This is a genomic window from Pseudomonas sp. S60 (assembly GCF_016647865.1).
Classification (GTDB): Bacteria; Pseudomonadota; Gammaproteobacteria; order Pseudomonadales; family Pseudomonadaceae; genus Aquipseudomonas; species Aquipseudomonas parafulva.
The window spans coordinates 15,852-41,124 of the sequence record NZ_JACVVH010000012.1; the positions used below are offsets into that span (position 1 = coordinate 15,852).

At 54.2% G+C, this 25,273-nt stretch carries 27 protein-coding genes; 6 read left to right on the forward strand and 21 right to left on the reverse strand.

The features are described from left to right. Positions 1 to 16 precede the first annotated feature (16 nt). From IAE33_RS08095 to IAE33_RS08165, 15 genes are all read right to left on the reverse strand, one after another. Complete coding sequence (locus IAE33_RS08095) at positions 17 to 1,384, reverse strand: MFS transporter (RefSeq protein ID WP_201163081.1); 1,368 nt, start codon at positions 1,382 to 1,384, stop codon at positions 17 to 19. Positions 1,385 to 1,544: 160 nt separating this feature from the next. Further along, a complete protein-coding gene (locus IAE33_RS08100; protein ID WP_201163082.1) occupies positions 1,545 to 2,522 on the reverse strand; it encodes an AraC family transcriptional regulator in 978 nt (325 codons plus the stop codon). A gap of 248 nt (positions 2,523 to 2,770) precedes the next feature. Then, positions 2,771 to 3,187 (reverse strand): hypothetical protein, encoded by a 417-nt coding sequence (locus IAE33_RS08105; RefSeq protein WP_201163083.1) that lies wholly within the window; start codon positions 3,185 to 3,187, stop codon positions 2,771 to 2,773. A gap of 12 nt (positions 3,188 to 3,199) precedes the next feature. Beyond that, complete coding sequence (locus IAE33_RS08110; protein ID WP_201163084.1) at positions 3,200 to 3,958, reverse strand: hypothetical protein; 759 nt, start codon at positions 3,956 to 3,958, stop codon at positions 3,200 to 3,202. A gap of 11 nt (positions 3,959 to 3,969) precedes the next feature. After that, a complete protein-coding gene (locus IAE33_RS08115; protein ID WP_201163085.1) occupies positions 3,970 to 4,566 on the reverse strand; it encodes an SLOG domain-containing protein in 597 nt (198 codons plus the stop codon). Further along, positions 4,563 to 5,717: a toll/interleukin-1 receptor domain-containing protein gene (locus IAE33_RS08120; protein ID WP_201163086.1), complete on the reverse strand. Its 1,155-nt coding sequence runs from the start codon at positions 5,715 to 5,717 to the stop codon at positions 4,563 to 4,565. Before IAE33_RS08120 ends, IAE33_RS08115 begins: the two co-directional genes overlap by 4 nt. 34 nt (positions 5,718 to 5,751) lie before the next feature. Then, entirely contained in the window at positions 5,752 to 6,240 is a 489-nt protein-coding gene (locus tag IAE33_RS08125) for a TIR domain-containing protein (protein WP_236406251.1), read from the reverse strand. Between the two features lie 164 nt (positions 6,241 to 6,404). Then, positions 6,405 to 8,411, reverse strand: a complete 2,007-nt coding sequence (gene thrS, locus IAE33_RS08130) for a threonine--tRNA ligase (protein ID WP_201163088.1) — start codon at positions 8,409 to 8,411, stop codon at positions 6,405 to 6,407. Positions 8,412 to 8,525: 114 nt separating this feature from the next. Next, a complete protein-coding gene (locus IAE33_RS08135; RefSeq protein WP_201163089.1) occupies positions 8,526 to 9,119 on the reverse strand; it encodes a 6-pyruvoyl trahydropterin synthase family protein in 594 nt (197 codons plus the stop codon). Beyond that, positions 9,113 to 9,367 (reverse strand): membrane protein insertion efficiency factor YidD, encoded by a 255-nt coding sequence (gene yidD / locus IAE33_RS08140; RefSeq protein WP_201163090.1) that lies wholly within the window; start codon positions 9,365 to 9,367, stop codon positions 9,113 to 9,115. Before yidD ends, IAE33_RS08135 begins: the two co-directional genes overlap by 7 nt. Further along, positions 9,364 to 10,779, reverse strand: a complete 1,416-nt coding sequence (gene cysS, locus IAE33_RS08145; protein WP_201163091.1) for a cysteine--tRNA ligase — start codon at positions 10,777 to 10,779, stop codon at positions 9,364 to 9,366. Before cysS ends, yidD begins: the two co-directional genes overlap by 4 nt. Beyond that, positions 10,776 to 11,948 carry a CobW family GTP-binding protein gene (locus IAE33_RS08150; RefSeq protein ID WP_201163092.1) on the reverse strand — a complete coding sequence of 391 codons (1,173 nt, stop codon included), beginning with the start codon at positions 11,946 to 11,948 and terminating at the stop codon, positions 10,776 to 10,778. The genes cysS and IAE33_RS08150 overlap by 4 nt, the downstream gene beginning before the upstream one ends. Further along, entirely contained in the window at positions 11,893 to 12,813 is a 921-nt protein-coding gene (gene folE2, locus IAE33_RS08155) for a GTP cyclohydrolase FolE2 (RefSeq protein ID WP_201163093.1), read from the reverse strand. The genes IAE33_RS08150 and folE2 overlap by 56 nt, the downstream gene beginning before the upstream one ends. Positions 12,814 to 12,865: 52 nt before the next feature. After that, positions 12,866 to 14,077: a zinc metallochaperone GTPase ZigA gene (gene zigA, locus IAE33_RS08160; RefSeq protein ID WP_201163094.1), complete on the reverse strand. Its 1,212-nt coding sequence runs from the start codon at positions 14,075 to 14,077 to the stop codon at positions 12,866 to 12,868. A gap of 48 nt (positions 14,078 to 14,125) precedes the next feature. Beyond that, positions 14,126 to 14,527, reverse strand: a complete 402-nt coding sequence (locus tag IAE33_RS08165; protein WP_201163095.1) for a Fur family transcriptional regulator — start codon at positions 14,525 to 14,527, stop codon at positions 14,126 to 14,128. 183 nt (positions 14,528 to 14,710) lie between these two features. On the opposite strand from IAE33_RS08165, the gene IAE33_RS08170 reads away from it, so the two are divergent. Further along, positions 14,711 to 15,910, forward strand: a complete 1,200-nt coding sequence (locus tag IAE33_RS08170) for an N-acetylmuramoyl-L-alanine amidase (protein WP_201163096.1) — start codon at positions 14,711 to 14,713, stop codon at positions 15,908 to 15,910. Between the two features lie 55 nt (positions 15,911 to 15,965). Here the strand turns inward: IAE33_RS08170 and hemB are convergent, their stop codons facing one another. Together hemB and IAE33_RS08180 are read right to left on the reverse strand one after the other, a co-directional pair. Then, entirely contained in the window at positions 15,966 to 16,973 is a 1,008-nt protein-coding gene (gene hemB, locus IAE33_RS08175; RefSeq protein ID WP_201163097.1) for a porphobilinogen synthase, read from the reverse strand. Positions 16,974 to 17,041: 68 nt separating this feature from the next. Beyond that, on the reverse strand, positions 17,042 to 17,479 hold the full coding sequence (locus tag IAE33_RS08180; protein ID WP_201163098.1) for a DUF4440 domain-containing protein: 438 nt from the start codon (positions 17,477 to 17,479) through the stop codon (positions 17,042 to 17,044). A 101-nt stretch (positions 17,480 to 17,580) separates the two neighbouring features. On the opposite strand from IAE33_RS08180, the gene hisI reads away from it, so the two are divergent. The 4 genes from hisI (at position 17,581) to ykgO (ending at position 20,039) form a co-directional block, all read left to right on the forward strand. Continuing rightward, a complete protein-coding gene (gene hisI / locus IAE33_RS08185) occupies positions 17,581 to 17,994 on the forward strand; it encodes a phosphoribosyl-AMP cyclohydrolase (protein WP_201163099.1) in 414 nt (137 codons plus the stop codon). Beyond that, positions 17,991 to 19,337: a dihydroorotase gene (locus IAE33_RS08190; RefSeq protein ID WP_201163100.1), complete on the forward strand. Its 1,347-nt coding sequence runs from the start codon at positions 17,991 to 17,993 to the stop codon at positions 19,335 to 19,337. Before hisI ends, IAE33_RS08190 begins: the two co-directional genes overlap by 4 nt. Before the next feature lie 31 nt (positions 19,338 to 19,368). Then, the gene (gene dksA / locus IAE33_RS08195; protein WP_201163101.1) at positions 19,369 to 19,773 is read left to right on the forward strand and encodes an RNA polymerase-binding protein DksA; all 405 of its coding nucleotides are present in this window, start codon (positions 19,369 to 19,371) and stop codon (positions 19,771 to 19,773) included. A gap of 125 nt (positions 19,774 to 19,898) precedes the next feature. Then, positions 19,899 to 20,039 carry a type B 50S ribosomal protein L36 gene (ykgO, locus tag IAE33_RS08200; protein ID WP_167057379.1) on the forward strand — a complete coding sequence of 47 codons (141 nt, stop codon included), beginning with the start codon at positions 19,899 to 19,901 and terminating at the stop codon, positions 20,037 to 20,039. A 100-nt stretch (positions 20,040 to 20,139) separates the two neighbouring features. Here ykgO and IAE33_RS08205 read toward each other — a convergent pair whose 3' ends face one another. From IAE33_RS08205 to IAE33_RS08220, 4 genes are all read right to left on the reverse strand, one after another. Further along, positions 20,140 to 20,460, reverse strand: coding sequence for a DUF4198 domain-containing protein (locus IAE33_RS08205; protein WP_442967355.1), 321 nt, complete (start codon positions 20,458 to 20,460; stop codon positions 20,140 to 20,142). A 390-nt stretch (positions 20,461 to 20,850) separates the two neighbouring features. Then, complete coding sequence (locus tag IAE33_RS08210) at positions 20,851 to 21,099, reverse strand: hypothetical protein (protein ID WP_201163102.1); 249 nt, start codon at positions 21,097 to 21,099, stop codon at positions 20,851 to 20,853. Between the two features lie 72 nt (positions 21,100 to 21,171). Beyond that, positions 21,172 to 21,378, reverse strand: coding sequence for a hypothetical protein (locus IAE33_RS08215; protein WP_201163103.1), 207 nt, complete (start codon positions 21,376 to 21,378; stop codon positions 21,172 to 21,174). A 355-nt stretch (positions 21,379 to 21,733) separates the two neighbouring features. Next, a complete protein-coding gene (locus IAE33_RS08220) occupies positions 21,734 to 23,113 on the reverse strand; it encodes a tyrosine-type recombinase/integrase (RefSeq protein ID WP_201163104.1) in 1,380 nt (459 codons plus the stop codon). Positions 23,114 to 23,763: 650 nt separating this feature from the next. Between IAE33_RS08220 and IAE33_RS08225 the strand changes: the two genes are divergently transcribed. After that, positions 23,764 to 25,245, forward strand: a complete 1,482-nt coding sequence (locus IAE33_RS08225) for a sigma-54 interaction domain-containing protein (RefSeq protein WP_201163105.1) — start codon at positions 23,764 to 23,766, stop codon at positions 25,243 to 25,245. Positions 25,246 to 25,273: the final 28 nt, after the last annotated feature.

Consider the following 25,273-nt stretch of genomic DNA (forward strand, 5'->3'; position numbering starts at 1 on the left):
TATTGGATCGCCTGCCTCACGTGTGCTTGCTTGTGATCTGTAATTTAACTTTGCTGATGTAAAGCCATGCAAGGGTTAGCGAAATAGATGTTCCAGCAACTGCTTTGAGTCCCAGGATTAGGTCGTCACTGCCAATGGTATTCAGCATCAGCCCAAAAACTGCAACTCCTGTGACTCCGCCAGCTTGACGGGCGAAAGCAAATATAGCAGAGGCAGATCCGGCATCTTGATGACCAGCCTCAGACAAAATTAGATTTGTCATGGCTGGTGCGGCAATGGAGGTGCCTGAGCCAAGTACCATCATCGGAATGAAGAATTGCCAAACAGTCCAATTTGCATTTATGAAGAGCAGGAGTGTAAAGCCTGTAAGGCTAATGATTGAGCCTGCGATTGCTAATGTTTTACTGCTAAAGCGTTTTGCTAGCCTGGTGGAGTTAAAAACAACCAGGGTGGTGCAAATCATCATTGGCAAGAAAGAAAGTCCCGCCTCGAACGACGAAAGTCTAAGTTTTGTTTGAAAAAATATACTCATAATGAATACCGCGCCATAAAACATTAGGCTGCATATGGAGCCGATTATGAGTGCGCTAACAATGGTTCTGTTTTTCATAACCGAGGGCGCAAGCACTGGCGCGGAACTACGTTTCTCACTGGCTACGAAAATACCGAGCATGAGAATGCCGACTGCTATGGAGATAAGTGGGGTGCTGTTGCGCAGACCGTTCCCTGCTTCAGTCAGACCGAACGCGAGCAAGCCCAGCGTTGATACAATCAATGTTTGTCCAGGAATATTCAGCCGCTGCTGGATACCTTTTCCAGACGGGGCATAGCGTAGGGCAAATACAATACACATCAGCCCTAGCGGTATATTAACTAAAAAAATACTCTGCCAACCAAACAGGCCAATAAGCGCCCCCCCAATGACTGGGCCGGCAGCTAGTGCTAAACCGCCTGACGTTGCCCAAAGCCCTACAGCTAAACCTCGGCGCGCATTGTCTGAATAATATTTTCTGATGAGCGTTAAGGAGCTCGGTACTAACAGTGCTCCGCCCAACCCCTGAATACCACGTGATATGTCAAGCCAAAGAATGGAGGGCGCCAAGGCACAACCCAGGGAGGCGATGGTGAAGATGGTCACACCGCTGATGAAAATATTTCTAACGCCGAAACGCTCGCCAAGCTGGCCAGAACTGAGCAGTAGTGCAGCAAACACTAGCGAGTATGAATTAATTACCCATTCAAGGTCGGCGATACTGGCGTTGTAACTTTGCCTAAGCGCTTCGAGGCCAACATTGACAATGCTGACATCCAGCTGGACGATGACGAATCCAAGGCAGACCGCTGCGTTGAAAAGTAAATCGCGGCCACTTAGTTTAGTGCTCATAAACAATCATTTCCTCGAGCAGCTCTACTCAATTACACTATTGTGCAAGCTTGTAGACCTGATTGACAGCAGGGCTGGCCTGTACAGTGGCACCGACCAAGATGGCTGAAATGATACGTTTTTTTGGCTATTTTATAGATAAGCAGGAGTCTACACTTGTTTACTGAGAGTCTACACATGCCGATTTTTGCCCGCCAGAAGTGGCAGGGGGCGTCAGGCTGCTGATGATTTTGCTCTGGTGTTCGTCCCGATAGCTGCTAGGTGGTAGCCCGTAAATCCTTCGAAAAGCAGTGCTGAAGCTACTCTCTGAACCATAGCCCAAGCGGAAAGCCATACTCTTGATGGGTTCATTGGAAAGTCGCAATGCTTTCGACGCCATGTGCATGCGCCAAGCTGCCAAATAGCGCACTGGCGTAGTGCCCGTGGTATCACCGAAGCGTCGAGCAAATCCTGCTCGTGACATGCCTGCTACGTTCGCCAGTTCGGTCAATTGCCAGTTTCTCTCTGGTTCTGAGTGCATTGCCGACAATGCTCGAGATATGCGCGGGTCGCGCAATGCACTCAACCATCCGTCGATCCGGGACTCTTCTGAGAGTATCCAGCTGCGAATGCCCTCAATCATGACCAGTTGCATTAGATGATCCCCTGCTAAGGAAGAGCCAAGACGCATTGACTGGCTTTCTTCATGCAATCGAGACATGAGCCAGTGCAGAACGGAGGACGTTCCACTTCCGGTAGCCACAGGGATTATTTCTGGAAGCAGCTGAAAGAGGGTGTGTCCTGCCTCCTGGTCTATTTCCATTTTTCCGGCCAGAAAAAGGGTTTCTCCGCCGCCATAGTCTGCGATTCCGTGCCTTTTTATATAAGGAACAGTGCCAAGTTCAAGAGGCTTCAGAGTAATATCTGTAGTGAGGATAAAGGGGGCTTCGCGGGTGATAATGACGCCATCTCCCGGATTTAGTTTGTGCCAACTGCTGCTGTGCTCAAGGCGAAACCAAATAACACCCTTGCGTACCGCGATGAATTTCATTCCTGCGAAGCCCGGATAACGCAATGACCAGGTTTTACCCGAAGACTGCCCACTTGTCAGGTAGCTTCGGGCGGATACCAGCTGGAGCACTGACGATAGGGGATCCATACAGCTCTCTTCATAACGTTGGGACAGAATATTCTCATCATTCTATCCTAGATTTTTCAGTCTGGCTGAAAAGCATTCGCGTAATGGCCAGAATGACGACAAGGAGTCGTGTTCAAATTTTCATGGTGCACGCTGAGAAAAGTCTACTGCCGTGGAGAACTAAGTGCGGGCTAGTGTGATGAGTCCGTGCAAGGCGAGTGAGAGTTTTATGCTCGCATGCACGGAAAGGTGAGTCTTGGTCACATCGTCTATACGGCTGGGGATGCCTTAACCAGATAAACGACGACCACAGCGGTAATCGCTACCAACACCGCCCCGTGGAATACGATGAGGGTTTTGGAGAAGGTTGCTTTAAGCCAGTTTTTCGAACCTTGTCCTTTATCGATCACCATAAGGAAATCGATTTTGTCTTTATCTGTTCCCCGAACTTTGTCATACAGTTTCCGGTAGCACCTTTCGAGCGCTAAGAAGTACCCATCCAGCCCCCAGAACGCGATGCCTGGGATATAGGCCAGCAGAGCAAAGCCTTTGTCAGCATCCTTAGCGGACAAGGCGAATAGTGCCGAAATCAGGATGATCGACCAGCCTTTAAGCAGGAACGAATTGGTGGACAGGCGGTTGACTACACCCTGAACGAATTCGAGGTGTTTGAGCTTGGCATCCATGGAGAGTTTCCGTCAAAAATTACTGTATAAAAGATCGATTGCTTTTGAGCCTCTAAGAGTGGACGCCTGCTGCATCCACTTTCGAAATTCCTCTTCTGCAATAGAGGTGAGGTGGCCGGTAGGGGCATCATGTGCGACGTTAAATTCCTCGTTAGAAACTACTGCATCCATCGCACGCTTGCTCTCCATCGCCATACTGTAACGCCAACGGCGTCGTACCAGCGTACTGAAATTGAGCTCCATATGTATCCAGGGAGACAAGGTCTTTTGCTCTTCATTTACCGAGTGCTTAAGCGAGATCGACTGCTCCGTGTTCATAAAGATGATCGTATCTGTCTGATCAATCATACGCTGCAGGGCGGTAGTCAGGATCATATGCACGTGAGCCGTGGTACGATTGCGGTCATCATAGTCGTAATTGATTTGGCCTTCGCGGCGACAGTACTTATTGTCGATGGCTTTCAGCAAGTCGTAGATCGAACCCCAGATGCAGGAGTCAATAAATACATTCAGGCCGCATTTTTCCTGAAGCTCCAGTGCGATTTGGATGGCCTCGTTTGCATCTTTGGAGGAGTGAGACAGGAAGATGTCTGCTTTTACAGCAGGGAAGAGTGATTTCAGAATGAGCGATGCATCGAACGTGTCCTCATCGATCATCAACTGAGCGAGGTCGTCAACGCGTTTTTTATTTGCATCTTTATAAGCATTGACTTTCGTGAAGTCGACGAAGTATGGGGCGGTGTTAATGCTCAGGTTGAAGCCGCGATCCATTAAACTTTTCCTTAGTTACTAAAAATCCGTTCGCTATTCGTATCGATGCCCAGGATGCTGTTGAACAGCGAGAAATAGTCCCCAGACTCTTCAAGCGCCTGGATGGCGGGGTCTGATTGCGTACAGGGAAGGGTCGCCGTAGCTCCGCCGCCGGCTCGGACTGCGATCACTTTGGCGTCAGGGGACTTTTTTCTGAACATTTCATATTCATCGATAATGCCCTTCATGCCGCCTATGAAAATACCGACCTCAAATTCGTTATCCTCAAGCATCCGCCGGCGCATAGATAAGATACTGTCTTTGAGCTCTTCTTCTTTGGCGACTATCCGGATGTCAGCAAAACCCTGATTCTCGAGAGGGAACTTGTCTTGAAAAAATGCGGATTGGTAAATGGTCACGCATTCGATGGTATTGAGTCCAAAGCTCCTGCCCGCGGCATAGACCATGGGGGTGATTGAAGGATGCCCGCCAAATACCAAGCGTTGTCGGCCCAGTGCCAGGAGCAACAGTGACCTGACCGCTATTTGTGTTTGATAGGGGTGGCAAGAATCAAAAAATTCTCTGCCATAGGTTGGCACGCTGGCGGATAGAAATATTGATTTCTTCACTTTCGCCAGTCCATGAATCGCCAGCCCGAATTGTAGGGTTCGACTAACCGCACATCCTTTTCTAGGTAGTTGCTGATCCATTCCATATGTGTCTGCCACCTACGTTCTTCAATACCTGCGTTATCATATACTACGGCTACAGGCGCAGGGTGATTGTCAAGGGTGGCATCGTGCAGGGTATAGGTCGTCGGCACGCCGAGTGCTGGATAGACGTAAATTGGCTCTCCACGTTTTGGCTTGACGGTGAGGCTGCGTCGGAGTGAATAGCCCTCGATTGTCGCTTGGGCGCGCTCCAAGGAGGTACCGAATGCGTTCATCAGCAGGCGATAGCGGGTAGCGACGCCTTCTGCGCGCAGATCCTCAGCCGATCGGCAGATGCGTGCGAGGCATTGATTGGTGAGCGACACGCCATCCGACAAGAAATCGTCTTCGAACAGGCGCAAATCCAACGTAACTTGGCTTCGGTCATCGAGATTCACCTCTGGCCAGCCAGCCCTGAGAATGGGAATACCCCGGAATACGGCGCGCCCAAACTCTGCTGTTGTCCAACGGCTGTCGAAGTAGGACGGGGTATCCAGGTAGATCATGACATCGCTGTCGCACAGCTTCTGCCACAGCACCTCCTGAAAGTGCTCCCCTGGCAAGATCTCATGCGTGTCGAGGAAAACGTCAAACAACCGTTCTGAAAGCGCCGCATAGAGCTGTAGCGCTGCGGTGGTTGATTCCGTTCGTCTGTAGCTCAGGAAAACGCGTCGTTGCCGAGGCAAGAGCGAGGCGCATTCCAGCAAGCAATTTACGATGGTTGGGATGTCCGATGAGTCCAGTCCCAGCCCATTGAGGATCGATACTGACGGAGGAAACTCCGCGGCCAGATGCCCGAGTTTCGACGCGACAGGGATGACAGGGACACCATCCTTCATCAATTTCGTGATGTGAACATCTTGCCCATCAGGGAGAGGGAAGCACAGCGCGGCGGTGCATTTTCCATTGGCGACGCGGTACACGTCGGGCATACCTGTATACCAATCGACCTCAACGCCGAGGTTGAGTGACAGCACCGCGAGCTTCCCTTTCAAGGCTTCGTGAAATTCATCCACGAATCCTGCTGGAGGCGATCCAAAAATAGCCAGGTAGTAAGAGGCGTCCTGCATGGTATTTCTCATTGGCAGAGTCGTGAGGGGGCGGTTAGTAGCGCTTTCGGATCGCTATCGCTTCTTCGACCCACTTGCCAAGATTTTGGGAGATGTTTGCGTACCGGGTCGCGCTGTCATGGCCCGGAGGATCGTAAGTGCGAACGATGTTGGAAAGAGGGACATTGTTCACATCGAAGCCGTTGAACGGATTTGAACCGACTCTGGACGTCTGGTTGATGCGATCAGTTATGCCGTGAATGTAGACCCCGACCAGGCCCATGCCTTTGTTCCAGGCTTGCTCAATCTCGTAGTTGATCCATTTGCGTCCCGCAGTTTGTGCGCCGATTAGCACAATCGCGCAGGAGCAGCCGTTCACTTCGGCGGCAATCCAGTTTCTGATTGCCTGGTCGCTGCCATCTTTCACAGCTTCCCAGCCATTGTCATAGGCCTCGCGAGCGCCATGGATAGCCCCGATCGAGCGAATCTTAGCTGCTCGCCAGTTGTCGGCCTCGTAGTGAAAGCTGTAGAAGCAATGGCGCATGATTCCGTCTCCGCGCAGGTAATGCAGCACCGATTGCTTGGTGCTGCGAGGGCGTTGATATCATAGGGCCGCCACTCTCGGGGCGCTACATCGCGCTTGCAAATAGGCTGCGCACACTCAAGCACATGCGCTGGACGCGCGTGGTTGAGGGTGCGCAGTTCAAGTTACGCCGGTTGCTTGGCCTTACTGGCTTCCAAGCGCAATTGAGCCTCCCTGGAAATTACACGGCGCTCCAAAGCGTCTGGAGTTTCAACTGCTGCAAGCAGCCAAGCTATGGCTTGGGTCAGATCCATCACGCCCAGATCCTCGCCGTCTCGGCTACGAATCGCGATGGTTCCTTCTTCCTGTTCCTTAGTGCCAGCAACAAGGAGGTAGGGGATGCGTTGTAATGTCTGTTCGCGGATCTTGTAGCCGATCTTTTCGTTCCGGGTATCAGTCTCAACCCGCAGGCCGTTGCAGCGTAGTAATGTGGCGATGTCTCGAACATAATCTGCATGCTGCTGCGAAATAGAGCAGACGACCACCTGAATCGGTGAGAGCCAAGCTGGGAGTTTGCCAGAGTGATGCTCCAGCATGATTCCAGTGAAACGCTCCAGAGAGCCGAAGAGTGCACGGTGCAGCATGACAGGGCGCTTGCGAAGGCCATCTTCGTCGACGTACTCAATGCCGAACCGCTCAGGCAGGTTCATATCAACTTGAAGCGTGCCGCATTGCCAATCCCGGCCAATCGCGTCGCGCAAAACGAACTCAAGCTTGGGCCCGTAGAACGCCCCTTCACCTGGATTGACCTGGTAGTCGAGGCCCATTTCTCCTAAGGAGTGGATCAGCGCCCCCTCGAGTTGATCCCAGGTTGCGTCACTGCCGATTCGGTTGGCAGGTCGAGTAGACAGCTTGATGCGCACGTCCTCGAAGCCAAACTGGCGATAGATGTCCAGTACTAGACCCACGACGGATCGGCATTCATCGTTCATCTGTTCGGGGGTGCAGAAGATGTGCGCGTCGTCTTGGGTGAAGTGACGCACCCGAAGCAACCCATGGAGAGAACCGGAGGGCTCATACCGATGGACTTTACCGAATTCGCCCATGCGAATCGGCAAGTCGCGGTAACTCTTGAGGCCGTGTCGATAGAGGAGGGTGCCGCCTGGGCAATTCATCGGCTTGAGAGCCAGGGCGCGACCATCCTCGGTTTCGGTCGTGAACATGTGATCACGATAGTTATGCCAGTGCCCGGACGTTTCCCAAAGGCTGCGATCCATGACGTCTGGCGTGTTCACTTCGACATAGCCCGCGTCATTCTGCCGGCGTCGCATGTAGGCGATGAGAGACTGAAACACCGTCCACCCCCGTGGGTGCCAGAAAACTGATCCTGGGGCGTCATCCTCGAAATGGAAAAGGTCGAGTTCTCTTCCGATCTTGCGATGGTCACGCTTCTCGGCTTCCTCAAGTCGAACGAGGTGAGCTGACAGCTGCTTTGCATCGGCCCAAGCCGTTCCGTAGATGCGCTGCAGTTGCTCGTTTTTTGCATCACCGCGCCAATACGCGCCCGCTAGTTTGGTCAGCTTGAAGGCCTTCAAGAAGCGGGTATTGGGTACGTGAGGGCCGCGGCACATGTCCACGTATTCTTCGTGGAAGTAGAGCCCCATCTCCTGGGTATCTGGCATGTCTTCGATCAGCCGAAGTTTGTAGTCTTCGTGTCGTGACCTGAAGATCTGGATGGCCTCATCGCGCGGCGTCATGCGCTTGACGACATCGTACTCTTTGGCGATCAGCTCGCGCATGCGAGCTTCGATGGCTTCGAGGTCTGCCGGGGTGAAAGGCCTTTCAAACGCTACATCGTAGTAAAAGCCCTCATTGATCACCGGGCCAATGACCATCTTGGCAGTCGGGTACAGCTGTTTGAGTGCATGGCCAACAAGGTGGGCGCATGAGTGACGGATGATGTCCAAGCCCTCATCATCTCTAGGGGTGATTACCTGCAATTTAGCATCGCGGTCAATCACCTCGCAGGCGTCCACCAAGCGGCCATCAACCCTTCCTGCCACTGTGCTACGTGCCAAACCGGCGCCGATGGATGCTGCTACGTCATGGACAGTGACGGGATTATCGTAGGTACGAATTGATCCATCTGGCAGCGTGATGGAAACAGGTGAGGGGTATGCGTTATCTGACATCGTCACAGGCTTCTCGATCTTAAAATACTGTGGGCCGTCCGCTGGCGGAGGCCCTGGTCATAAATTGGGTGGGCAGCGAGTTCTAGCTGCGAGCACGGTTACTCGCGCAGGGCATCAGCTACACAAACCTTCCAGCTCGGTCTGGATCATGGTGGGCTTCGACTTCAGCCGTGCGTACAGCTTGGGGTCAGACCATTGGGCGGTAATCGCGGGAGAGAACTCGATGAGGTCGAGGTCAATCAAGCCCATACGGGGGTTCACAACATCCTCGCGGAAGCACTGTGCATACCCGGTTTCGGTTTCGTGCACGATCACAGAGTGGAGCTGAACGCCGGATTCACCGTTCTTCATTTCGGTATTTTCCAAGGCGGCTTCCACCAGGCGGAAGATCAATCTGGAGAACTGTTCAGCACTTGGTGACACAGGGATAAGTACCCAGCGCTCTGAATGCCTGCGAATGGACGCAATGTAATCAGGATCATCCTGTGACCAGATCGCGACGGCGTGATCGAAGGCGTCGATCAATTCACGAACGTCCCCTTTAAGCAGCCCAAAGTCGTACACCATCTGCCCGTGATCCAAGGCGTCAGCATGCAAGAGCACCTCCACTTTGTAGGAGTGCCCATGAATCGAGTGCGAGCAGCGGCGGGTGCTACAGCCTCGCACGATGTGCGCGTTTTCGAATTTGAATAGCTTACGGATCAGCATAAACCACCTTTTTCTTTGCTGCCTTTCGACGGTACAGGGTCAAATCCACCGGGATGCAGTGGGTGGCAACGTAAGAGCCGGCGCAGCGTCAACCAGCTGCCCATCAGCGCGCCATGAGTGCGCAGTGCTTCGATCGAGTACTGGGAACATGAAGGATGAAATCGGCATCGATTGCCTAAGGCTGGACTGATGAACAGTTGGTAGCCGCGCACCAATCCAATCAAGATCGCGTTCGGCCATCGCTTCATATCACGCTCCTTGCTGCCGGGCGTAGCGTGGAGCCATCTGGGCTGTCCTCGATGCTGAAGCCAGCTTCTAGCAACTCGTCACGCAGGGCGTCCGCTCTGGCGAAGTCGCGCTCACTACGTGCTTTGTTTCTTGCTTCCAGCAATGATGCAAGATGCTGTCGATGACTCAGCGGTTGTTCAAACGGCGCTACTGGGAGGTTCAAGGCAGCGAGGGCGGCGTGAGGCTCTTGCTGCAGTAGGCCGAGCAGTCCAGCAGATTTGAGCAACCGTGCTTTACTGAGCGACCGCATTTCATCTGTGCCCGCCCGATCAAGCTCCGACCTGATTACATGCAGCCGGGCCAGTGCGTCGGTCACGCCCAAGTCATTCTTCAGCGAATTCAGCACTTGGTCGTCCGGCGCCACATCAGCAGGGACGGCCAGCGAACTGACCTTCGACAGGGAGGTATAGAACCGAATCAGGGTTTGGACAGCCGACTGCAGGCGCTGCGTATTCCAGTCCATCGGACGGCGGTAGTGGGTAGACAGCAGCGCGAATCGAATCGCTTCACCCGGTGCCTGAGTAAGCAGGTCTCGGACTAGCAATACGTTGCCCAGTGACTTGGACATCTTCTGCCCATCAACGGTAACGAAGCTGTTGTGCACCCACGTGCGGCAGTAGAGTGTGCCGTTCGCACAAGCGCCCTGAGCAATCTCATTCTCGTGGTGAGGGAAAATAAGGTCTTGGCCTCCACCATGAATGTCGATGGTATGGCCCAGGTGTCGACCAATCATGGCAGAGCACTCTACATGCCATCCTGGCCTACCTCGTCCCCAAGGGCTGCTCCAGCCGGGCATTTCAGGGGTCGAAGGTTTCCAGAGAACGAAGTCCAGAGGGCTGCGCTTATAGGGTGCGACCTCGACCCTTGCACCCGCTAACATGTCTTTAGGTGAGCGTCCCGATAGGTGGCCGTATGCGGGGTACGAGGGGACATGGAAGAGCACATGCTCTTGCTCGACGTAGGCATGGCCGCGATCAATGAGTCGTTTGATCAGAGCGATGATCTCTGGAATATGATCGGTAACACGTGGTTCCAGGTCGGGTGAGGCGACTCCAAGGGCTGCCATGTCTTCGTGGTAGGCATCGATGAAGCGGCTAGTGATGTCCGCTATAGGAGAGCCTGACGCTATTGCTGCTGCATTGATCTTGTCGTCCACGTCCGTGAAATTTCGTGCGTAAACAACCTCGTTAAACTCATGGCGCAGGACTCTGGCAAGGATGTCAAAGACTACAGCAGGTCTGGCATTGCCGATGTGAGCGTAGTTGTAGACGGTTGGGCCGCATACATACATGGTCACCCGATCAGGCTGCTCTGTGCGCAACGCTTCTTTCTGACGGGTGAGGGTGTTGTGAAGGTGGATGCTCGATCTCATACGCTGATGCCTTCGATATGGCCTGCCTTGTCTTTAAAGGCTCTGAACGTCGCCTCGATCATCTCTCGTGTCACGTCTTGAGTGATGAAGACCAAACGGGAGCGCCGGTCGTCACTCGGCCAGGCGGGTAGCGGCGCGGACGGATGGAAGATGTGCTGCACGCCATGCAGGGCGATGGGCGTGTCTAGTCCCTCAATGTTGAGGATGCCTTTAACCCGGAGGATGTTGCTCCCCAGCAGGGTCATTACCACCTCGAGCCAGCATTCCAAAGCAAGCTCACTGATGGGGTTGTCGATGGTGAAGCAAAACGCACGAATTCGGTCGCAGTGGCGGTTTACGTCCTGTTGAGGTGCTTGCAAGTCCGCAGAGAAAAGTCCTCGATTCATACTGTTCGCAGGCCGAGATGCGACTTGGAATTTAGGGGCAGCGCTGGCCCTATACGCGTGCTCCTTTAACCAGCCTTCAACATCGGGCGACTTACCCTCATGGGTGAACAGGCCCAAATCGAGAATCTTCTCAGCCAGCAGCTCGCCGTTCTGGATTTCCCACCGAGGTGCTGCCGGGTTGATGTCGGCGAGCCGTTCAAGCAGATCGGCCCTGTGTTCTGGACTCACGAGGTCACCCTTGGTGAGCAGTAGCACGTCAGCCATGGCTGCTTGCTTGACTGCCTCCTGATGACCATCAAGCGTTGCCATTCCGATGGCCAGGTCTACAGTCGCGACTACACCATCAAGTCGATACTTTGGCGCAATTTGAGCATGCGTCATGAGCGTGTGGATGATCGGCGCAGGATCAGCCAAACCGGTCGTTTCGATCAGTACGCGGTCGAACTGGCGGCTTCCCTCCCGTGAGAAACGCCACGTGATGTCCCGTAACGTCTGGACAAGGTCTCCGCGAATGGTGCAGCAGACGCAGCCGCTGCCCATTTCCATGACGATGTTCTCGTTACTGTGGGTAACCAGAAGATGATCGAGAGCCATCTCACCAAATTCGTTGATGATGATCAGCGTGTTGGCAAATGCCGGCTGCCTCACCAACTGGTTGAGCAATGTCGTTTTGCCGCTGCCCAGGAAGCCGGTCAGCAATGTGACGGGGATCAACGAGCGATGCGATTCATTTCCCATAATCAGGCTCACGTCGGTGAGGAGCAGACCACGCAGCAGCGTCATGAGGATGCAGGCTTTCCAAGTGCCTGACGTGGACGCTTGGGGATCGGTAGTTCGAGAGCGCTGCACGAATCCGCCGTGCGGCATCTTCTACGAACATGAGGTTCTGTCCGTTCAGTGCTGCGAAGGCTTGTTCGTCGGCACGTTTCACCGCGGTCTGTAACGGCGTACCCAGCGCAGCCTCTACCGAGCTGATCAAGGAAAGAAGACCTAAATTGGCAGCTTGCTGGTCAATCGAGACAGAGACGCGCGCCTCGCTCCGTTGGCTATGTGGAGTTGCTAAGGATGCGTTTGCACGCAGCCACTGCGCCACGATCGCGGGTTCAACTGCGGACTGATTTGAGAACGCTTTCAGGAAGCCCTCTTCGACTAGCTGGCGCGACAATGCCGCTGAACAGGGGCACGTTGACGAGTAGCCAATCGTGGTTTCAACACGTAGGGAAAAGGCGCCCTCTACCAAAAATGCATTCACGCTCACTGGATACGATTTCCAGCCAGACAAGCCCTCGGTGATGAGTGCCGGTCGGCGCACGAGGAGATCAAAGTCCAGCTGAAGGCGAGCGCTTCGGCTATCACAATCGTGATGGCTCTCGATCATGCTGCTGAGCAACTCGCGAACATGCGTTGGTGAGATATAGCGATCCTGTCCCCAACTGTCCAGCAGGCGATAGAGCCGGGACATGTGGATGCCCTTGACTTGGGGCGCAGGTAGATCGACTTGTACGTCCGCTCTGGCATGAAGCTCGCGGTGATAGCCCGCTTCGTCAATCGTCACCGGTATGTCGATTCCTTGCATGCCAACCCATTCCAGGGGGCCAAGAGTCGGGGCAAGATCGGTGACGGAAACGTCGGGTAGTTGTTCACTCATTTGGTATGTCCGCAGGTGTCTGGCCCTCCGATGACAGGAGGGCTCTTTCAAGTCAGTTCCAGCCTGGAAGTGGGTTGGCCAGTTTCATCCAGCCCTTCGGGCCTAACGCCATTTCTTCATCAGTGAGCAAGCAGGCATCGAAGCTTGCGCGCAGTGCGGGCTCATCCATGTCCATGCCGATGAGTACGAGTTCTTGTCGTGCATCGCCCACGTCCTTGTCCCACTTGGCGCGAATGTTCTCGACGGACTCGGTATCCGTCGGCCAGCGGTCTTGTGGGATGGCTACCCACCAGTAGCCTGCTGGGCCATGTCGGGCCACTGCGCCTGCTTGCGACCAGTTGCCCGCCATTGCCGGCTCGCTGGCGAGCCAGAAGTAGCCTTTTGAACGCACGACGCCTGGCCATTCACGCTCAACCAGCTCATGGAATCGCTCGGGATGGAACGGTCGACGGGCGCGATAGACGAAGCTGCGGATCCCATACTCTTCCGTTTCAGGTGTGTGGGTGCCGCGCATTTCCTGCAGCCAACCCGGGGCTCGCGAGGCCTCGTCGAAGTCGAACAAGCCAGTGTTGAGCACACGATCCAGAGGGACTTTGCCAAATTCTGAGATTTCGATCTTGGCCCGTGGATTCAGGCTATTGAGGATCGCGATGAGTTGTTGCCGCTCGTCCTCGCTGACCAGATCAACTTTGTTGAGAACGATCACATCGCAGAATTCGATCTGCTCGATCAGCAGATCCACTACGGTGCGAACATCTTCTTCTCCAAGTGATTCGCCGCGTGCCTGCAAGCTGTCGCGCGAACTGTAGTCGCGGAGGAAGTTGAACGAATCCACGACGGTGACCATGGTGTCGAGCCGAGCTACCTCACCGAGGCTGCGACCATCTTCACCTTCAAAGGTAAAGGTCTCCGCCACGGGCAGAGGTTCAGAAATGCCAGTCGACTCGATGACTAGCTGATCGAATCGACCTTCTTTGGCGAGGCGATCTACCTCAAGCAGCAAGTCTTCGCGCAAGGTGCAACAGATGCAGCCGTTGCTCATTTCAACCAGTTTCTCATCGGTACGTGAGAGCTCTGCGCCGCCCTCACGAACCAACGCAGCATCAATGTTCACGTCACTCATGTCATTGACAATGACCGCGACCCGCCGGCCTTCACGGTTATTCAGAATGTGGTTGAGTAGCGTGGTTTTGCCGGCTCCTAGAAAGCCAGAAAGGACTGTCACAGGAAGCTTTGTCGCTTCAGTTGAATGTTGGGCTGTCATCAGAAGGCCTCACGGAAAAGGGTGACGAAAAATTGGCACTCGTCGGTGCTAACTGTCGGAGGTGGGATCGAGCTTGCTACAAGTCGCACATTTCCCATGGAGCTCTATGGTTGAGCTGCCCAGGGAAAACACGTTCTGCTTCATCCAGGTGCCGAGGTACCGGTTGAGCGATGGGACGATGAACTCATCGACATGGCCGCATGAGTCACAGATTGCAAACGCCTTTACACCCTCCTCGGTGGAGGGGGGAGCACATCTCACATAGGCATTCAAAGATTCCAGGCGATGTACCAATCCACGTTCGGCGAGGCAGGCGAGCGCTCGGTAGATCTGCGTAGGGGCGTTGAAGCCCTCGCTCTTCAAGTGTTCAAGAATCTTGTATGCGCTCAGCGGCCTGCTCGACTGCTGAAGGGTTGCCAGCACCCGTTGCTGATTAGTGGTCAATTGCATGCGACCCCCTGTCGAACGTGAAACTTGAGTCTGAACATCCATATTTGTCATGTTATAACGTAACATTGTTGGGGCGCCACAAAAAAAGTCGCGATGGCGTGTCGGGGTTCCGGGCGGTTGAAGGCGCATGAGGTGCCGAGAGTCAGTCTGGCCGGCGGAAATTTTTGAAAGTGCGGAAGGTGTATGGACAGACGTAGCTTGTTGAAATTTATCTTGGCGGGCCTAGCGCTGCCGACCTCGTTCGCTGCGCAGGCGTCTCAGGCAGTTCGGCGGGTTAGCGTCGTTCGTTCGGGGGCTGCTACAAAACTTCTGCTTGACCTGAGCGGCCCGGTGCTTGCGAACAGCTTCAGCTTGGAGTCTCCGCCGCGCTTGGTACTTGATCTTGAGCAAGCTGCACTCGATACGACGTTGGAGGGGCTCTTGCTCGACGGTACACCGATCCGCGCTATACGTAGCGGGAGAACGCCCGCGGGCGATCTGAGAATTGTCTTGGATCTGGCTAGGCAGGGTATGCAAGGAGAGCTTCGGCCTATCTCAGGCGACGGGCATAAGTTGGAGCTGCTTCTTCCTGACCTGCCTGTCAGGGGAGGCGTCGTCGCAGCTGCTACTCAGCAGTTGCCTGCACAAGCAAAGGGGAAGGGCAACCGAGACCTCCTGGTGGTCATTGATGCGGGGCATGGCGGCAAAGACCCGGGTGCAGTGGGGGCAAAAGGGGAGCAGGAGAAGATTGTTGCTCTCCAGATCGCGACGCTGCTTGCTAAACGAATTGATGCCCAGAAGGGTTACAAAGCTCGGCTCGTGCGCTCAGACGACATCTTCATTCCACTACGTAAGAGAGCTGAGGTGGCACAGCGTCTGAATGCTGACCTATTCGTTTCTGTTCATGCTGATGCAGCTCCAAGACTGACCGCTTCAGGGGCATCAGTCTTTGCGCTGTCGCAGAATGGCGCCAGTTCTTCGATGGCGCGCTGGATGGCTCAGCGAGAGAACGGGGCTGATTCTGTCGGTGGCGGCTTGGCCGTGAAGCTAAAGAAAGAAGATCCGATGGTTGCTGGTGTGCTGCTCGACATGTCGATGAATGCCACCATTTCAACCAGTTTGGATCTCGGGCACCAGGTGCTTTCGCAGTTGGGACAGGTCTCGGGACTGCATCAGTCGAAGGTTGAGCAGGCTGGGTTCGCGGTGCTCAAGTCTGCCGCCATACCATCAATTCTGGTCGAAACAGGTTTTATCTCCAACGTGGGGGACTGTCGACGGCTGCACGATACACGTCACCAGCGCAAAATTGCCGATGCAATTTTCGCGGGGGTGGATAGCTACTTCCGGCAGCAGCCACCACCAGGCAGTCTGATCGCCTCTCAGGTCAGAGCCGGAACAGCCTGAGTGATAGCGCACTCTCGCGACGCTGCAATCTGGTCAACGTCGCGAGGTCTTGGTATCAGCCGCGGGTCAATCGCTGAGCGGCCTCGATGGCAAAGTAGGTTAGAACGCCATTGCAGCCGGCTCGTTTAAACGCCATCAAGGACTCCAGGATGACCTGGTCTGGATCCAGCCATCCATGATCAATGGCGCCCTTGATCATCGAATACTCACCGCTTACCTGATACGCAAAAGTCGGAACGGCGAATGTCGATTTGACGCGCTGAATGATGTCCAGATAAGGCATGCCTGGTTTGACCATGACCATGTCCGCACCTTCTTGAAGATCCAGAGCTACCTCGCGCAAGGCCTCGTCGCTGTTCGCAGGATCCATCTGGTAAGTGCGCTTATCGCCTTTCAGCGCTCCAGAGGAGCCGAGGGCATCTCTGAATGGCCCGTAAAAGCCAGAGGCATACTTGGCCGCATAAGACATGAGTCGTACGTTCTTGAGATCTGCTGCATCTAGTGCTGATCTCAATGCGCCGATCCGGCCATCCATCATGTCCGAAGGCGCGAGCGTGTCGATACCGGCCTGCGCTTGGGCAATGGCCTGTCGCGCCAGAAGCTCAAGGGTTTCATCATTTGCGACCAAACCCTCTCGCAGCACACCGTCGTGGCCGTGGTCGGTGTAGGGATCCAAGGCTACGTCGCCAATGAGACCGAGAGTAGGGAAGGTCGACTTAAGTAATCTGGCTGCCTTGCAGGCCAGGTTGTCCGGGTTAAACGCTTCGCTGCCTTCGCTATCTTTTCGCTCTGGTGATGTGGCTGGGAACAGGGCGATAGCGGGAATGCCGAGCTCCACGGCTCGCCCAACATGGTCGACGAGTTCGTTGAGGCTCACCCGCAGTTGGCCAGGCATTGAGCTCACGGGTTCATTTTGACCTGCTCCCTCTTTCAGGAAGATGGGCCATATCAGATCGTTTACGGACAGCGTGTTTTCAGCTACCAGCCGACGTGTCCAATCGTCAGCACGGTTACGACGAAGGCGTACGGCAGGATAGTTTCCTAGTGCTGGAAAGTGATTCATGAGTCAGTCTGTATCAGCGAGCAATCAGAAGGGCAGGCTAATCCGTATAGGGATAAGCCTAAGTTGGATCAAGCCTCAATCGATGAGTGATGGCCAGTGATCAGCCACTCCTCGTTGATGCGCTCAAACGTGAAAAGGAATCGCGCTGGTACGACGCGTTGCTCGCCGCCATCACGGTAGACAAAGGTGTAGAGCCCTCCGACAACCACGGTGCCCAGCTTTTGGCTCACACGTTTTTTGAAGACCTGGATGTCACAGACAAGGCCATCGTTGGCAAGGAAGTTCTCGAAGTAATTCCGGCGACTGTCATCGCAATCACGCACTTGGTTGGACAGGGTAGGAACCAGGATGGCATCAGCGGCGTAGAGCTCAAGAATCTTATCGACATCGCGAGTTGCGACGGTTGCCGCCCACCGATAGAGGGCGGCTTTTGCTCCCGCGAGGCAGGCGAGCTCGGTGTCCGCGTACGTTTCTGTGCTGACGGAGAGGATAGGGGCTTCGCTCATAAATGCTTTCCTAATGGGCCGGAATTGGGAGGTGAAATGCTCATGCTATGGGAATTTTATGATACGTTATAACATAACTATTTTGATTTGGGTCTCGGATCATGTTTCTCAAGCTCGAACAGGCGGAGGCGGGAACCCGCTTCGCTTTAAGTGACGTGCTCAGCCAATTGCCTTGGAGCTCCCAGGGACTCGTCGCTGCGATTGCGCAACAGCATGACAGCGGTGAGGTGCTGATGCTCGCTTGGATGAATGAAGAAGCGCTTAGAGAAACCTTGGAAACCCGTCGAGCTTGTTACTGGTCGCGTTCTCGGCAATGCCTCTGGCGCAAGGGTGAGACATCTGGGCATGTACAGCACGTTAAGGAGGTTCGCTTGGATTGTGATGGAGACGCGTTGCTACTGCTGGTAGACCAGGTCGGAGCAGCATGCCACACGGGGCGTCGCAGCTGTTTCTACAACGTGATCGATGGCGATGAGGTGGTGGTGACTGGAAATCCAGGGGAGGCTCTAGTATGAGCCGCATTCTTATCAGAAATGCTCGCCTGGTGAATGAGGGTGAAGTCTTCGATGCCGACGTTCTTATCGCCTACGGTCGGATTGAGAAGATCGCCGGAAGCATCGGTGGCGAGAACGTATCCGTCGAAATCGATGCGCAAGGTTCCTGGCTTGTGCCCGGGATGATCGACGATCAAGTGCATTTTCGAGAGCCAGGCGCCCCGCATAAAGCGACCATGGCAAGTGAGTCTCGAGCCGCTGTTGCCGGTGGCATCACTAGTTTCATGGACATGCCGAACACCAATCCTGCAACACTTTCTGTCGAAGCCCTAGACAACAAAAAGGCACGGGCCGCGGCGTCTTCAGTAGCCAACTACGGCTTTCATTTTGGCGTGAGCAAAGACAATCTGGATATCGTTGCCGGTCTCGACCCTCGTCGCGTGGCTGGGGTAAAGGTGTTTATGGGGGCGTCTACGGGGGACATGCTCGTTGATGATCCTAAGGTGCTTGAGCGCCTCTTTGACTGCGTGCCCACGATCCTGCTGGCGCACTGCGAGCACACGCCTTCAATCCTGGCTAATGAGGTGCGTTATCGGGAGCAATTTGGTGATTTCATACCGCCGGAGATGCATCCGAAAATTCGTGATGCGCAGGCGTGCTTCCGTTCCTCTAGTTTGGCGGTGGAGCTGGCTAACAAATTCGGTACAAGGTTGCATGTGCTGCATCTGACTACGGCCAAAGAGCTGGGATTGTTCGAGCCTGGGCCGCTGGCAAACAAGCTGATCACCGCTGAGGTTTGCGCGCACCATCTGCTGTTCGATGATCGTGACTATGCAAGCCTTGGAAACCTCATCAAGTGCAATCCCTCCATCAAAACTCGTGAGGATCGAGATGCTCTGCGACGAGCATTGCTCTGTGACCGCATCGATGTGATCGGTACTGATCATGCACCTCACACCCTGGCGGAGAAGCAGCGGCCATATGCATCGGCACCTTCAGGTCTACCGCTGGTGCAGCATGCTTTTCCGGCTCTTTTCGAACTGGTCGAGGAGGGCGTTCTGCCGATTACTCAGCTGGTGCGCAAAACGAGCCATGCGGTCGCCGATTTGTTTGCAATTCATGAGCGTGGGTACTTGCGCGAGGGTTACTGGGCTGATGTGGCATTGATTGAACGCCTAGAAAGGCCGCGACCAGTCAGCCTTGACCCCATCCTTGCTCATTGCCAGTGGACGCCTTTCCAAAATCATCAGCTACGCCATCGTGTGAGCACCACGATCGTATCCGGACAGGTCGCATGGCACGAGGGGAAGGTGAACGATGGATGCCAAGGGTTGCCACTTGCCTTCAGTCCGCAGCGATCCTGACCAACATAAACAATGATGTGGGGTAATTGCCATGACTGAACAAGAGCTGCTTTCTCTGCCCGATGAGGCATATATGGATACTGAACAGCAGGAGTTTTTTCGCGAGCTGTTGCTGGCCCAGCGGGCGGAGCTTCAGGAACGGATCTCCGGAGAATTCCAGGTGATGCGTGAGTTTGAGCCCAGCAGCGATCCTTCCGATCTGGGAACTGTTGAAGAACAGAGGCAGTGGCAACTCCGCATTCTGGAGCGCGAGAAAAAGCTCTTGGACAAGATCGATGAAGCTTTGGAGCGAATTTCACGCGGTGAATATGGATGGTGCAAGGAGACCGGCGAGCCCATTGGCTTGAGGCGCTTGCTCTTACGGCCCACAGCGACGCTGAGCATCGAGGCAAAAGAGCGACAGGAGCGTCAAGAGCGGCATATGCGTGAAAGCTGATTCATACAGTATCCCGTGCAGCATGATCGTCAGCATGGAGAAACCTGATAGGAGAACCTCGGCGCCGCTTGTGATCGAGAATGATACTCGTTATTGTGATGTTATCACATAACTGGAGGTGCGCTATGCAGGTTCTTTCGTCGCTCAAGCAAGCTAAACATCGTCACCGGGACTGCCAAGTCGTTAAGCGCCGGGGCAGGCTTTACGTGATCTGTAAATCGAACCCCAGGTTCAAAGCCAGGCAGGGTGGTGTGAAGAAGAAGTAAGCAGTGTCCGCGCTGCAGCGATCAATACTGAGCGCGGTTTGGTAGGCTGCGGGGTGCTCCCTGGGGCTTTGGCATCAAGCCCGAGCCCTGGAGTGCTCCATCAGTGCTGGTGGGGCTCGCCGACAAAACTCAACGAGGTGAACAAGCTCCTCTCCGAGCTCGGCTCTCCGTCCACGGCAACCCTGGCTTGCGCTGCAATGATGTTGAGACCGCTGTTTCGAACAATTACGGTCGCCAGCCCGTTTGGGTCAGTCGTGACACTATTGCTCTCCGGCAAGCCTCGATAATCCTCAAACAAAGGAATGTTCGCCGCAGGTTTGCCATCAATCGTTACCTCCACTGGTAACGGCTTCCCGACACCCACTTCAAGCGGGTCTTTGAGTGGGCGAATGATCATCGCAAGCTTGAGGCGATCAGGCACGCGAGCATGGGGTTTCAGAATGGTCAGGCGGTCTTTGGCAGTGGGACCTCAAACGTCGCAGCCAGCGTACTCGGCTTCAATGGTCTCGGTTCGGGTTACTTAAAAATCACTACATACCCCACACATTGCACACATACCCGGAGAAACGCCTCGCGTCACCTACCCGGAGCAGGAGCCACACGTTCTGGTTTCTGTGCGGGGAGAGGAGGTAGCTGTCATCCCTACGGCATCCGTTTCAATCTCGCACGCTAGGGAGAATAAATAAGCCTCTCCCCCAAAGCATTGGTGAGATTGCTTGGCTACAACTCGTGTTCTCCACTGCACTCACGGCCATGCTATCTATCAGCCCCTAATCAGCAGAGTGATTCGGAGTGCTTGCATTCGGTATCGTTATTTACCAAAGACCTCAGCATATCCAAGTTGAATACGACGTTTGGCATGCATTGCGTACTCCTTGCGATCCAGCGGTGTCAGTCCTAAACCTTGCACCAGACGCTGCATCAGTGCCGCTCGGCCAGTTACGGCAATGGCATGATGAATCGCGTTATCATCCCAGCCCGCATCAACCACTTCGTCTATATCGGTTTGATTCATATGATGGGGTGTAAGGGCGAGTTTGCGAACATAGCCGAGCAACACTCTGAACGGCGCGTCAACCTTTGGGGTATTTGGATCTTCTAAGAGCCACTCAACGGTACCCTGAGGAACGCCTCAAGCATACGCCACTTCCGAATGAGCAATGCAGACAAATTCACAGCCGCATACGCCCGCGGCATACGCCAGGATGACTTCTCTCTGCCCTTGGCTCAGTGCCGACGCGCCTTTCATCAAGGCCTCACTCATCTGCGACCAAGGTTCGTAGATGTCGGGATAGCGTTTGAACCGCGTCAGGTCGCAGAGATTTTTTAAAAATGCCATGATTCACCTTTCCTCGATAAGTGCGAAAACTCTAGCAAATTGTTTACCCTGACAGGACCGGATATTCAGTGCGTGCCACAGCTTGTTAGCTGTGGAAAAAGATAGACGGTTGTCCACGCCGTGTGCGCGCTAGATACAGCTGTGCTCGGCGACTACATCAAGTGATCGCACGCAGCGATAGCAAGACAACTGCGATTCCCCGCTGAGTCTCCGCAATCAGCGCCGACACACCTGGCATCCTATTCGAAAGCGGCAGCTCCAGCACAATAGGTTCGATGCCCAAATGCTCATGAGACATCTAGCTTGACGAGCTGGGCATCAACGTTCAGTTTCACATCCTCGGCTCATTTCTTTCCTAGACCAGGATTGTTTCTAGTCTGTCTCCAAGAAGGCGCCATGCTTCAGTTTTTTCCTTGGCATAATCATGGTGGAGGTAGTGCCTGCGTACCTTGGAGCCTCCCAGCAAGTGATTCTGGCAACGATCAATGATTTCGAGTGTTACTCCTAGCTCCTGCATCATGGTCGCGCCTGTGCGACGCAAATCATGCGGAGTCCATTCGCCTTTGTTACCTTGGTTTAGAACCAGTGAGTCGTCGTGATGACGGCCAGACAAAGGTTTGCTGCGATTTTTGAAGCAGCATTGCCGATCTCCGATCAGCTTGCTGACAGTCTTAGTATCCACATGAGTGCTTTCATCTTTGCTGGGAAAGCAGAAGGGAGTGTGGCCAGTTTCTTCTCTAAGACGTTTGAACTGGTTCAGCGCGAATTTTGAAAGGAATACATGGTGATCCTGCCGTTTACCCTTATGGCCTTTAGTAGTTTCTGCCGGGACGAACCACATACCTTTCTCCAGATCGACGTGCCGCCACTCGGATTTCAGGAGTTCGCCAATGCGACAGAGTGTGCTCAGGCAGATCCAGACTGCGCATTGCACCCGGGAGTTTACAGGTCGGATGCCCGAATATTTTTGGCCAGCGGGAAGGGCGTCATAATCTTTTGCGAGGCGAGAAAAAATCTGATGCAGTTCTTTGATTTCACCACTGGATAGAAGTCGATCGCGCTGCTCCTGATAGTCATGATCGAGGAGCCTGTTGACGTCAACCAGGTCGGAGGGGTTCCCGTCGACCATCAAGGTACGCCACGGTTTACGTTTCTCGGCCCATCGCAGCATCTGACCTATATCCTTGCTGCGTATCACTACGGTACGGTTTAGCCCGCGGGCTTTGATTGAGCGCAGTAGAGTGAGCAGATCCTTTTCAGTTAGGGTCCGGAGTAGTTTATCGCCAATAGCGGGTAGCACGTCTTTGGAGAAGCTGCGGCGAAGTTCTGCGTTGCCGTCCTGGCGAGAAACCCCGTCGCGCACCCACTCTTCAAAAAGGTCGCTGACAGTCTTGTTCTCCGCAGCTTGACGTTCGGCTTCGGCAATGGTTGCTGCGATCGCAGCTTGAGCCTCAATCTTAGCGGCCTTTCGGGCAGCGGCGGGTTCTATGCCTTTAGTAACGCTTGCTCTCACCTCATCTCGCTCAGCTCGAATCTGCGCTAGCGATTTTTTTGGCCAACTGCCCAAACGCTGATCGCGTTTGGCTCCCCGCATTTTGAACTCATAGCGGAACAGCACTGTAACGCCGCGCACGCCAGCACGAACTTTAGCGGTTAGGCCACCTTCTTCTCGAAGCGTTTTGCCATCGTCGTCGGGGGTAAGTGCTTCGAGTTCCTTCACTGTGATCTTCGCCAATGTCTACCCCTAGCCAAGGTCAACCACCTTGGAATTTTGCCCCACTTTTGCCCCACCGAATCGCTTAGCTATAGGTGGATGCTGGTGGACCTTAATAGATCAAAATATAGCCTGCCTGCCTCGTATTTACTAGGCTGTAGGTTATCTTTGACGAGCTATAGCATTCCATAGAAATACAGTGAATAAGCGCATGGGGTGCAAGGGGTCGAGTGTTCGAATCACTCCGTCCCGACCATTATTGAAAACGAGAAAGCCACCTTCGGGTGGCTTTTTTTGTTGGTTGGGTTTTGAAAAAGGACGGCTTGGGGAAGATTAGCTTCGCGTGGTGGATCGTTCGGGCGGTTCCGCATCGCCGGGGTAATTTGAATTGGCTTCCTATCCTTCGAAAACCGCTAGAAAAAGTCCGGTTTGAGATTTTTGTGGGATACCATTTGGAATACCGCGTCCGTCTTTTCAGCCCAGGATGGCGCTGTGTACTAGCGATTGCGCAAATTGCCTTACTGGACTATGGGGGATTGAGGATGCCGTTCACCTCCAACGAAAGTCCACTGCAAATGGGCTCCTATGGCAAGCGTGAGATATCCTGCATGTCAGGCTGTCTGGCTAAATGCTAGTATCCGCATCGAGATGTAGCCGGAGGAACAGGGATAGTGTCGAGTAAGCAGCGGGCCTTGATTTGCTGGGTGGGCGGCAACGATCTGAAAGCAGTAGGCGGTGGCGAAGTTGGACCGATCATGTCGACGTTAACGGCAGAAAAGTTCGATCGAGTTGATCTGCTTTGTTCGTATCCACCGGATCGTGTCGAGCCGTATCTTGCGTGGCTCCGCAAGCGTGTTGATCTTCCCGTCCAGGCATACCACGAGACTCTGAGTTCTCCAGTTCATTTTGGAGACATCTATCAGTCCGCGAGCAAGCATTTGCAGCGTCTGTCTGCTGCTCGCATGGATCTGTCAATTTTGCTCAGCCCAGGCACACCTGCCATGCAGGCAGTGTGGATACTGCTGGGCAAAACCAGCTATCCCGCCACCTTTTACCAATCCTCGCTTGAGCAAGGTGTGCAGCAGGTAGATGTGCCGTTTGAAATCGCGGCCGAGTACTTGCCTGCCGCCAGCGGCATGACGAGTAATAAGCTGCTGCGACTGGCAGACCACGGTGCCCCAGGCAACGCGGCGTTCGATAGCATTGTCACGCAAAGTGCGCGAATGATGATGCTCAAGGCGCAAGCGAATGTGCTTGCGCAAAAGCAGGTCCCAGTCCTGATCTACGGTGAAACTGGAACGGGTAAGGAGTTGTTTGCCAGAGCCATCCACAATGCCGGCCCCCGTTCCGCTGCACCTTTCATCGCCGTTAACTGCGGAGCAATAGTCCCCGAACTCATCGACGCTACCTTGTTTGGTCATCGCAAAGGGGCGTTCACTGGCGCGGTCGAGAGCCGAGACGGCGTGTTCCAGCAGGCACACGGTGGCACATTGTTCTTGGACGAGTTCGGTGAGCTGAAACCAGATGTGCAAGTTCGGCTGCTACGGGTGCTGCAGAGCGGGACCTTTGTTCCGGTTGGCGCAAGCCAGGAGCAGAAGGTGGATGTGCGATTGATCACGGCGACTCATCGAAACCTCATGCAGGAAGTGGCGCATGGGCGATTCCGTGAGGATCTGTTCTACCGGATAGCCGTTGGGGTTATTCACTTGCCGCCGCTGAGAGAGCGGGAAGGAGATCTGTTCCTGTTGGCCGACACGCTGCTTGCCAGCTTGGCCGAGCAAGACTTCTCGATGGCAGGTAAGAAAATTTCCGCTGAAGCAAAGAAACTTATCTTGAGCCACCCTTGGCGTGGCAACGTTCGCGAGCTTCAATCTGTGCTGCTTCGCGCCGCCTTGTGGAGTCAGGGCGATGTCATTGATGGGGCGGATATCGACCACGCGCTGTTCCAGTTCCCCCAGGATCATGTGGACATTTGTTCCCGTGATGTTTCTCAAGGTATTGATTTGCAAGGGATAATTTCTGAACTTGCCAATGGCTACCTGCGCAAGGCGCTGGCGCTGACGGGTCGTAACAAGACGCGAGCCGCCAGTTTGCTGGGCTTGAAAAGCCAGCAGACACTCAGTAATTGGATGGAAAAGTACGACGTCGAATAAACATTGGCATGGTCTTCGCTATAAGACC

Excerpts from the sequence above, each read along its gene's own strand:
- IAE33_RS08095 (WP_201163081.1), bottom strand. The coding sequence starts at position 1,384 with ATGAGCACTAAACTAAGTGGCCGCGATTTACTTTTCAACGCAGCGGTC.
- IAE33_RS08100 (WP_201163082.1), bottom strand. The coding sequence starts at position 2,522 with ATGGATCCCCTATCGTCAGTGCTCCAGCTGGTATCCGCCCGAAGCTAC.
- IAE33_RS08105 (WP_201163083.1), bottom strand. The coding sequence starts at position 3,187 with ATGGATGCCAAGCTCAAACACCTCGAATTCGTTCAGGGTGTAGTCAAC.
- IAE33_RS08110 (WP_201163084.1), bottom strand. The coding sequence starts at position 3,958 with ATGGATCGCGGCTTCAACCTGAGCATTAACACCGCCCCATACTTCGTC.
- IAE33_RS08120 (WP_201163086.1), bottom strand. The coding sequence starts at position 5,717 with ATGCAGGACGCCTCTTACTACCTGGCTATTTTTGGATCGCCTCCAGCA.
- IAE33_RS08125 (WP_236406251.1), bottom strand. The coding sequence starts at position 6,240 with ATGCGCCATTGCTTCTACAGCTTTCACTACGAGGCCGACAACTGGCGA.
- thrS (WP_201163088.1), bottom strand. The coding sequence starts at position 8,411 with ATGTCAGATAACGCATACCCCTCACCTGTTTCCATCACGCTGCCAGAT.
- IAE33_RS08135 (WP_201163089.1), bottom strand. The coding sequence starts at position 9,119 with ATGCTGATCCGTAAGCTATTCAAATTCGAAAACGCGCACATCGTGCGA.
- yidD (WP_201163090.1), bottom strand. The coding sequence starts at position 9,367 with ATGAAGCGATGGCCGAACGCGATCTTGATTGGATTGGTGCGCGGCTAC.
- cysS (WP_201163091.1), bottom strand. The coding sequence starts at position 10,779 with ATGAGATCGAGCATCCACCTTCACAACACCCTCACCCGTCAGAAAGAA.
- IAE33_RS08150 (WP_201163092.1), bottom strand. The coding sequence starts at position 11,948 with ATGACGCTGCTGCGTGGTCTGCTCCTCACCGACGTGAGCCTGATTATG.
- folE2 (WP_201163093.1), bottom strand. The coding sequence starts at position 12,813 with ATGAGTGAACAACTACCCGACGTTTCCGTCACCGATCTTGCCCCGACT.
- zigA (WP_201163094.1), bottom strand. The coding sequence starts at position 14,077 with ATGACAGCCCAACATTCAACTGAAGCGACAAAGCTTCCTGTGACAGTC.
- IAE33_RS08165 (WP_201163095.1), bottom strand. The coding sequence starts at position 14,527 with ATGCAATTGACCACTAATCAGCAACGGGTGCTGGCAACCCTTCAGCAG.
- IAE33_RS08170 (WP_201163096.1), top strand. The coding sequence starts at position 14,711 with ATGGACAGACGTAGCTTGTTGAAATTTATCTTGGCGGGCCTAGCGCTG.
- hemB (WP_201163097.1), bottom strand. The coding sequence starts at position 16,973 with ATGAATCACTTTCCAGCACTAGGAAACTATCCTGCCGTACGCCTTCGT.
- IAE33_RS08180 (WP_201163098.1), bottom strand. The coding sequence starts at position 17,479 with ATGAGCGAAGCCCCTATCCTCTCCGTCAGCACAGAAACGTACGCGGAC.
- hisI (WP_201163099.1), top strand. The coding sequence starts at position 17,581 with ATGTTTCTCAAGCTCGAACAGGCGGAGGCGGGAACCCGCTTCGCTTTA.
- IAE33_RS08190 (WP_201163100.1), top strand. The coding sequence starts at position 17,991 with ATGAGCCGCATTCTTATCAGAAATGCTCGCCTGGTGAATGAGGGTGAA.
- dksA (WP_201163101.1), top strand. The coding sequence starts at position 19,369 with ATGACTGAACAAGAGCTGCTTTCTCTGCCCGATGAGGCATATATGGAT.
- ykgO (WP_167057379.1), top strand. The coding sequence starts at position 19,899 with ATGCAGGTTCTTTCGTCGCTCAAGCAAGCTAAACATCGTCACCGGGAC.
- IAE33_RS08215 (WP_201163103.1), bottom strand. The coding sequence starts at position 21,378 with ATGGCATTTTTAAAAAATCTCTGCGACCTGACGCGGTTCAAACGCTAT.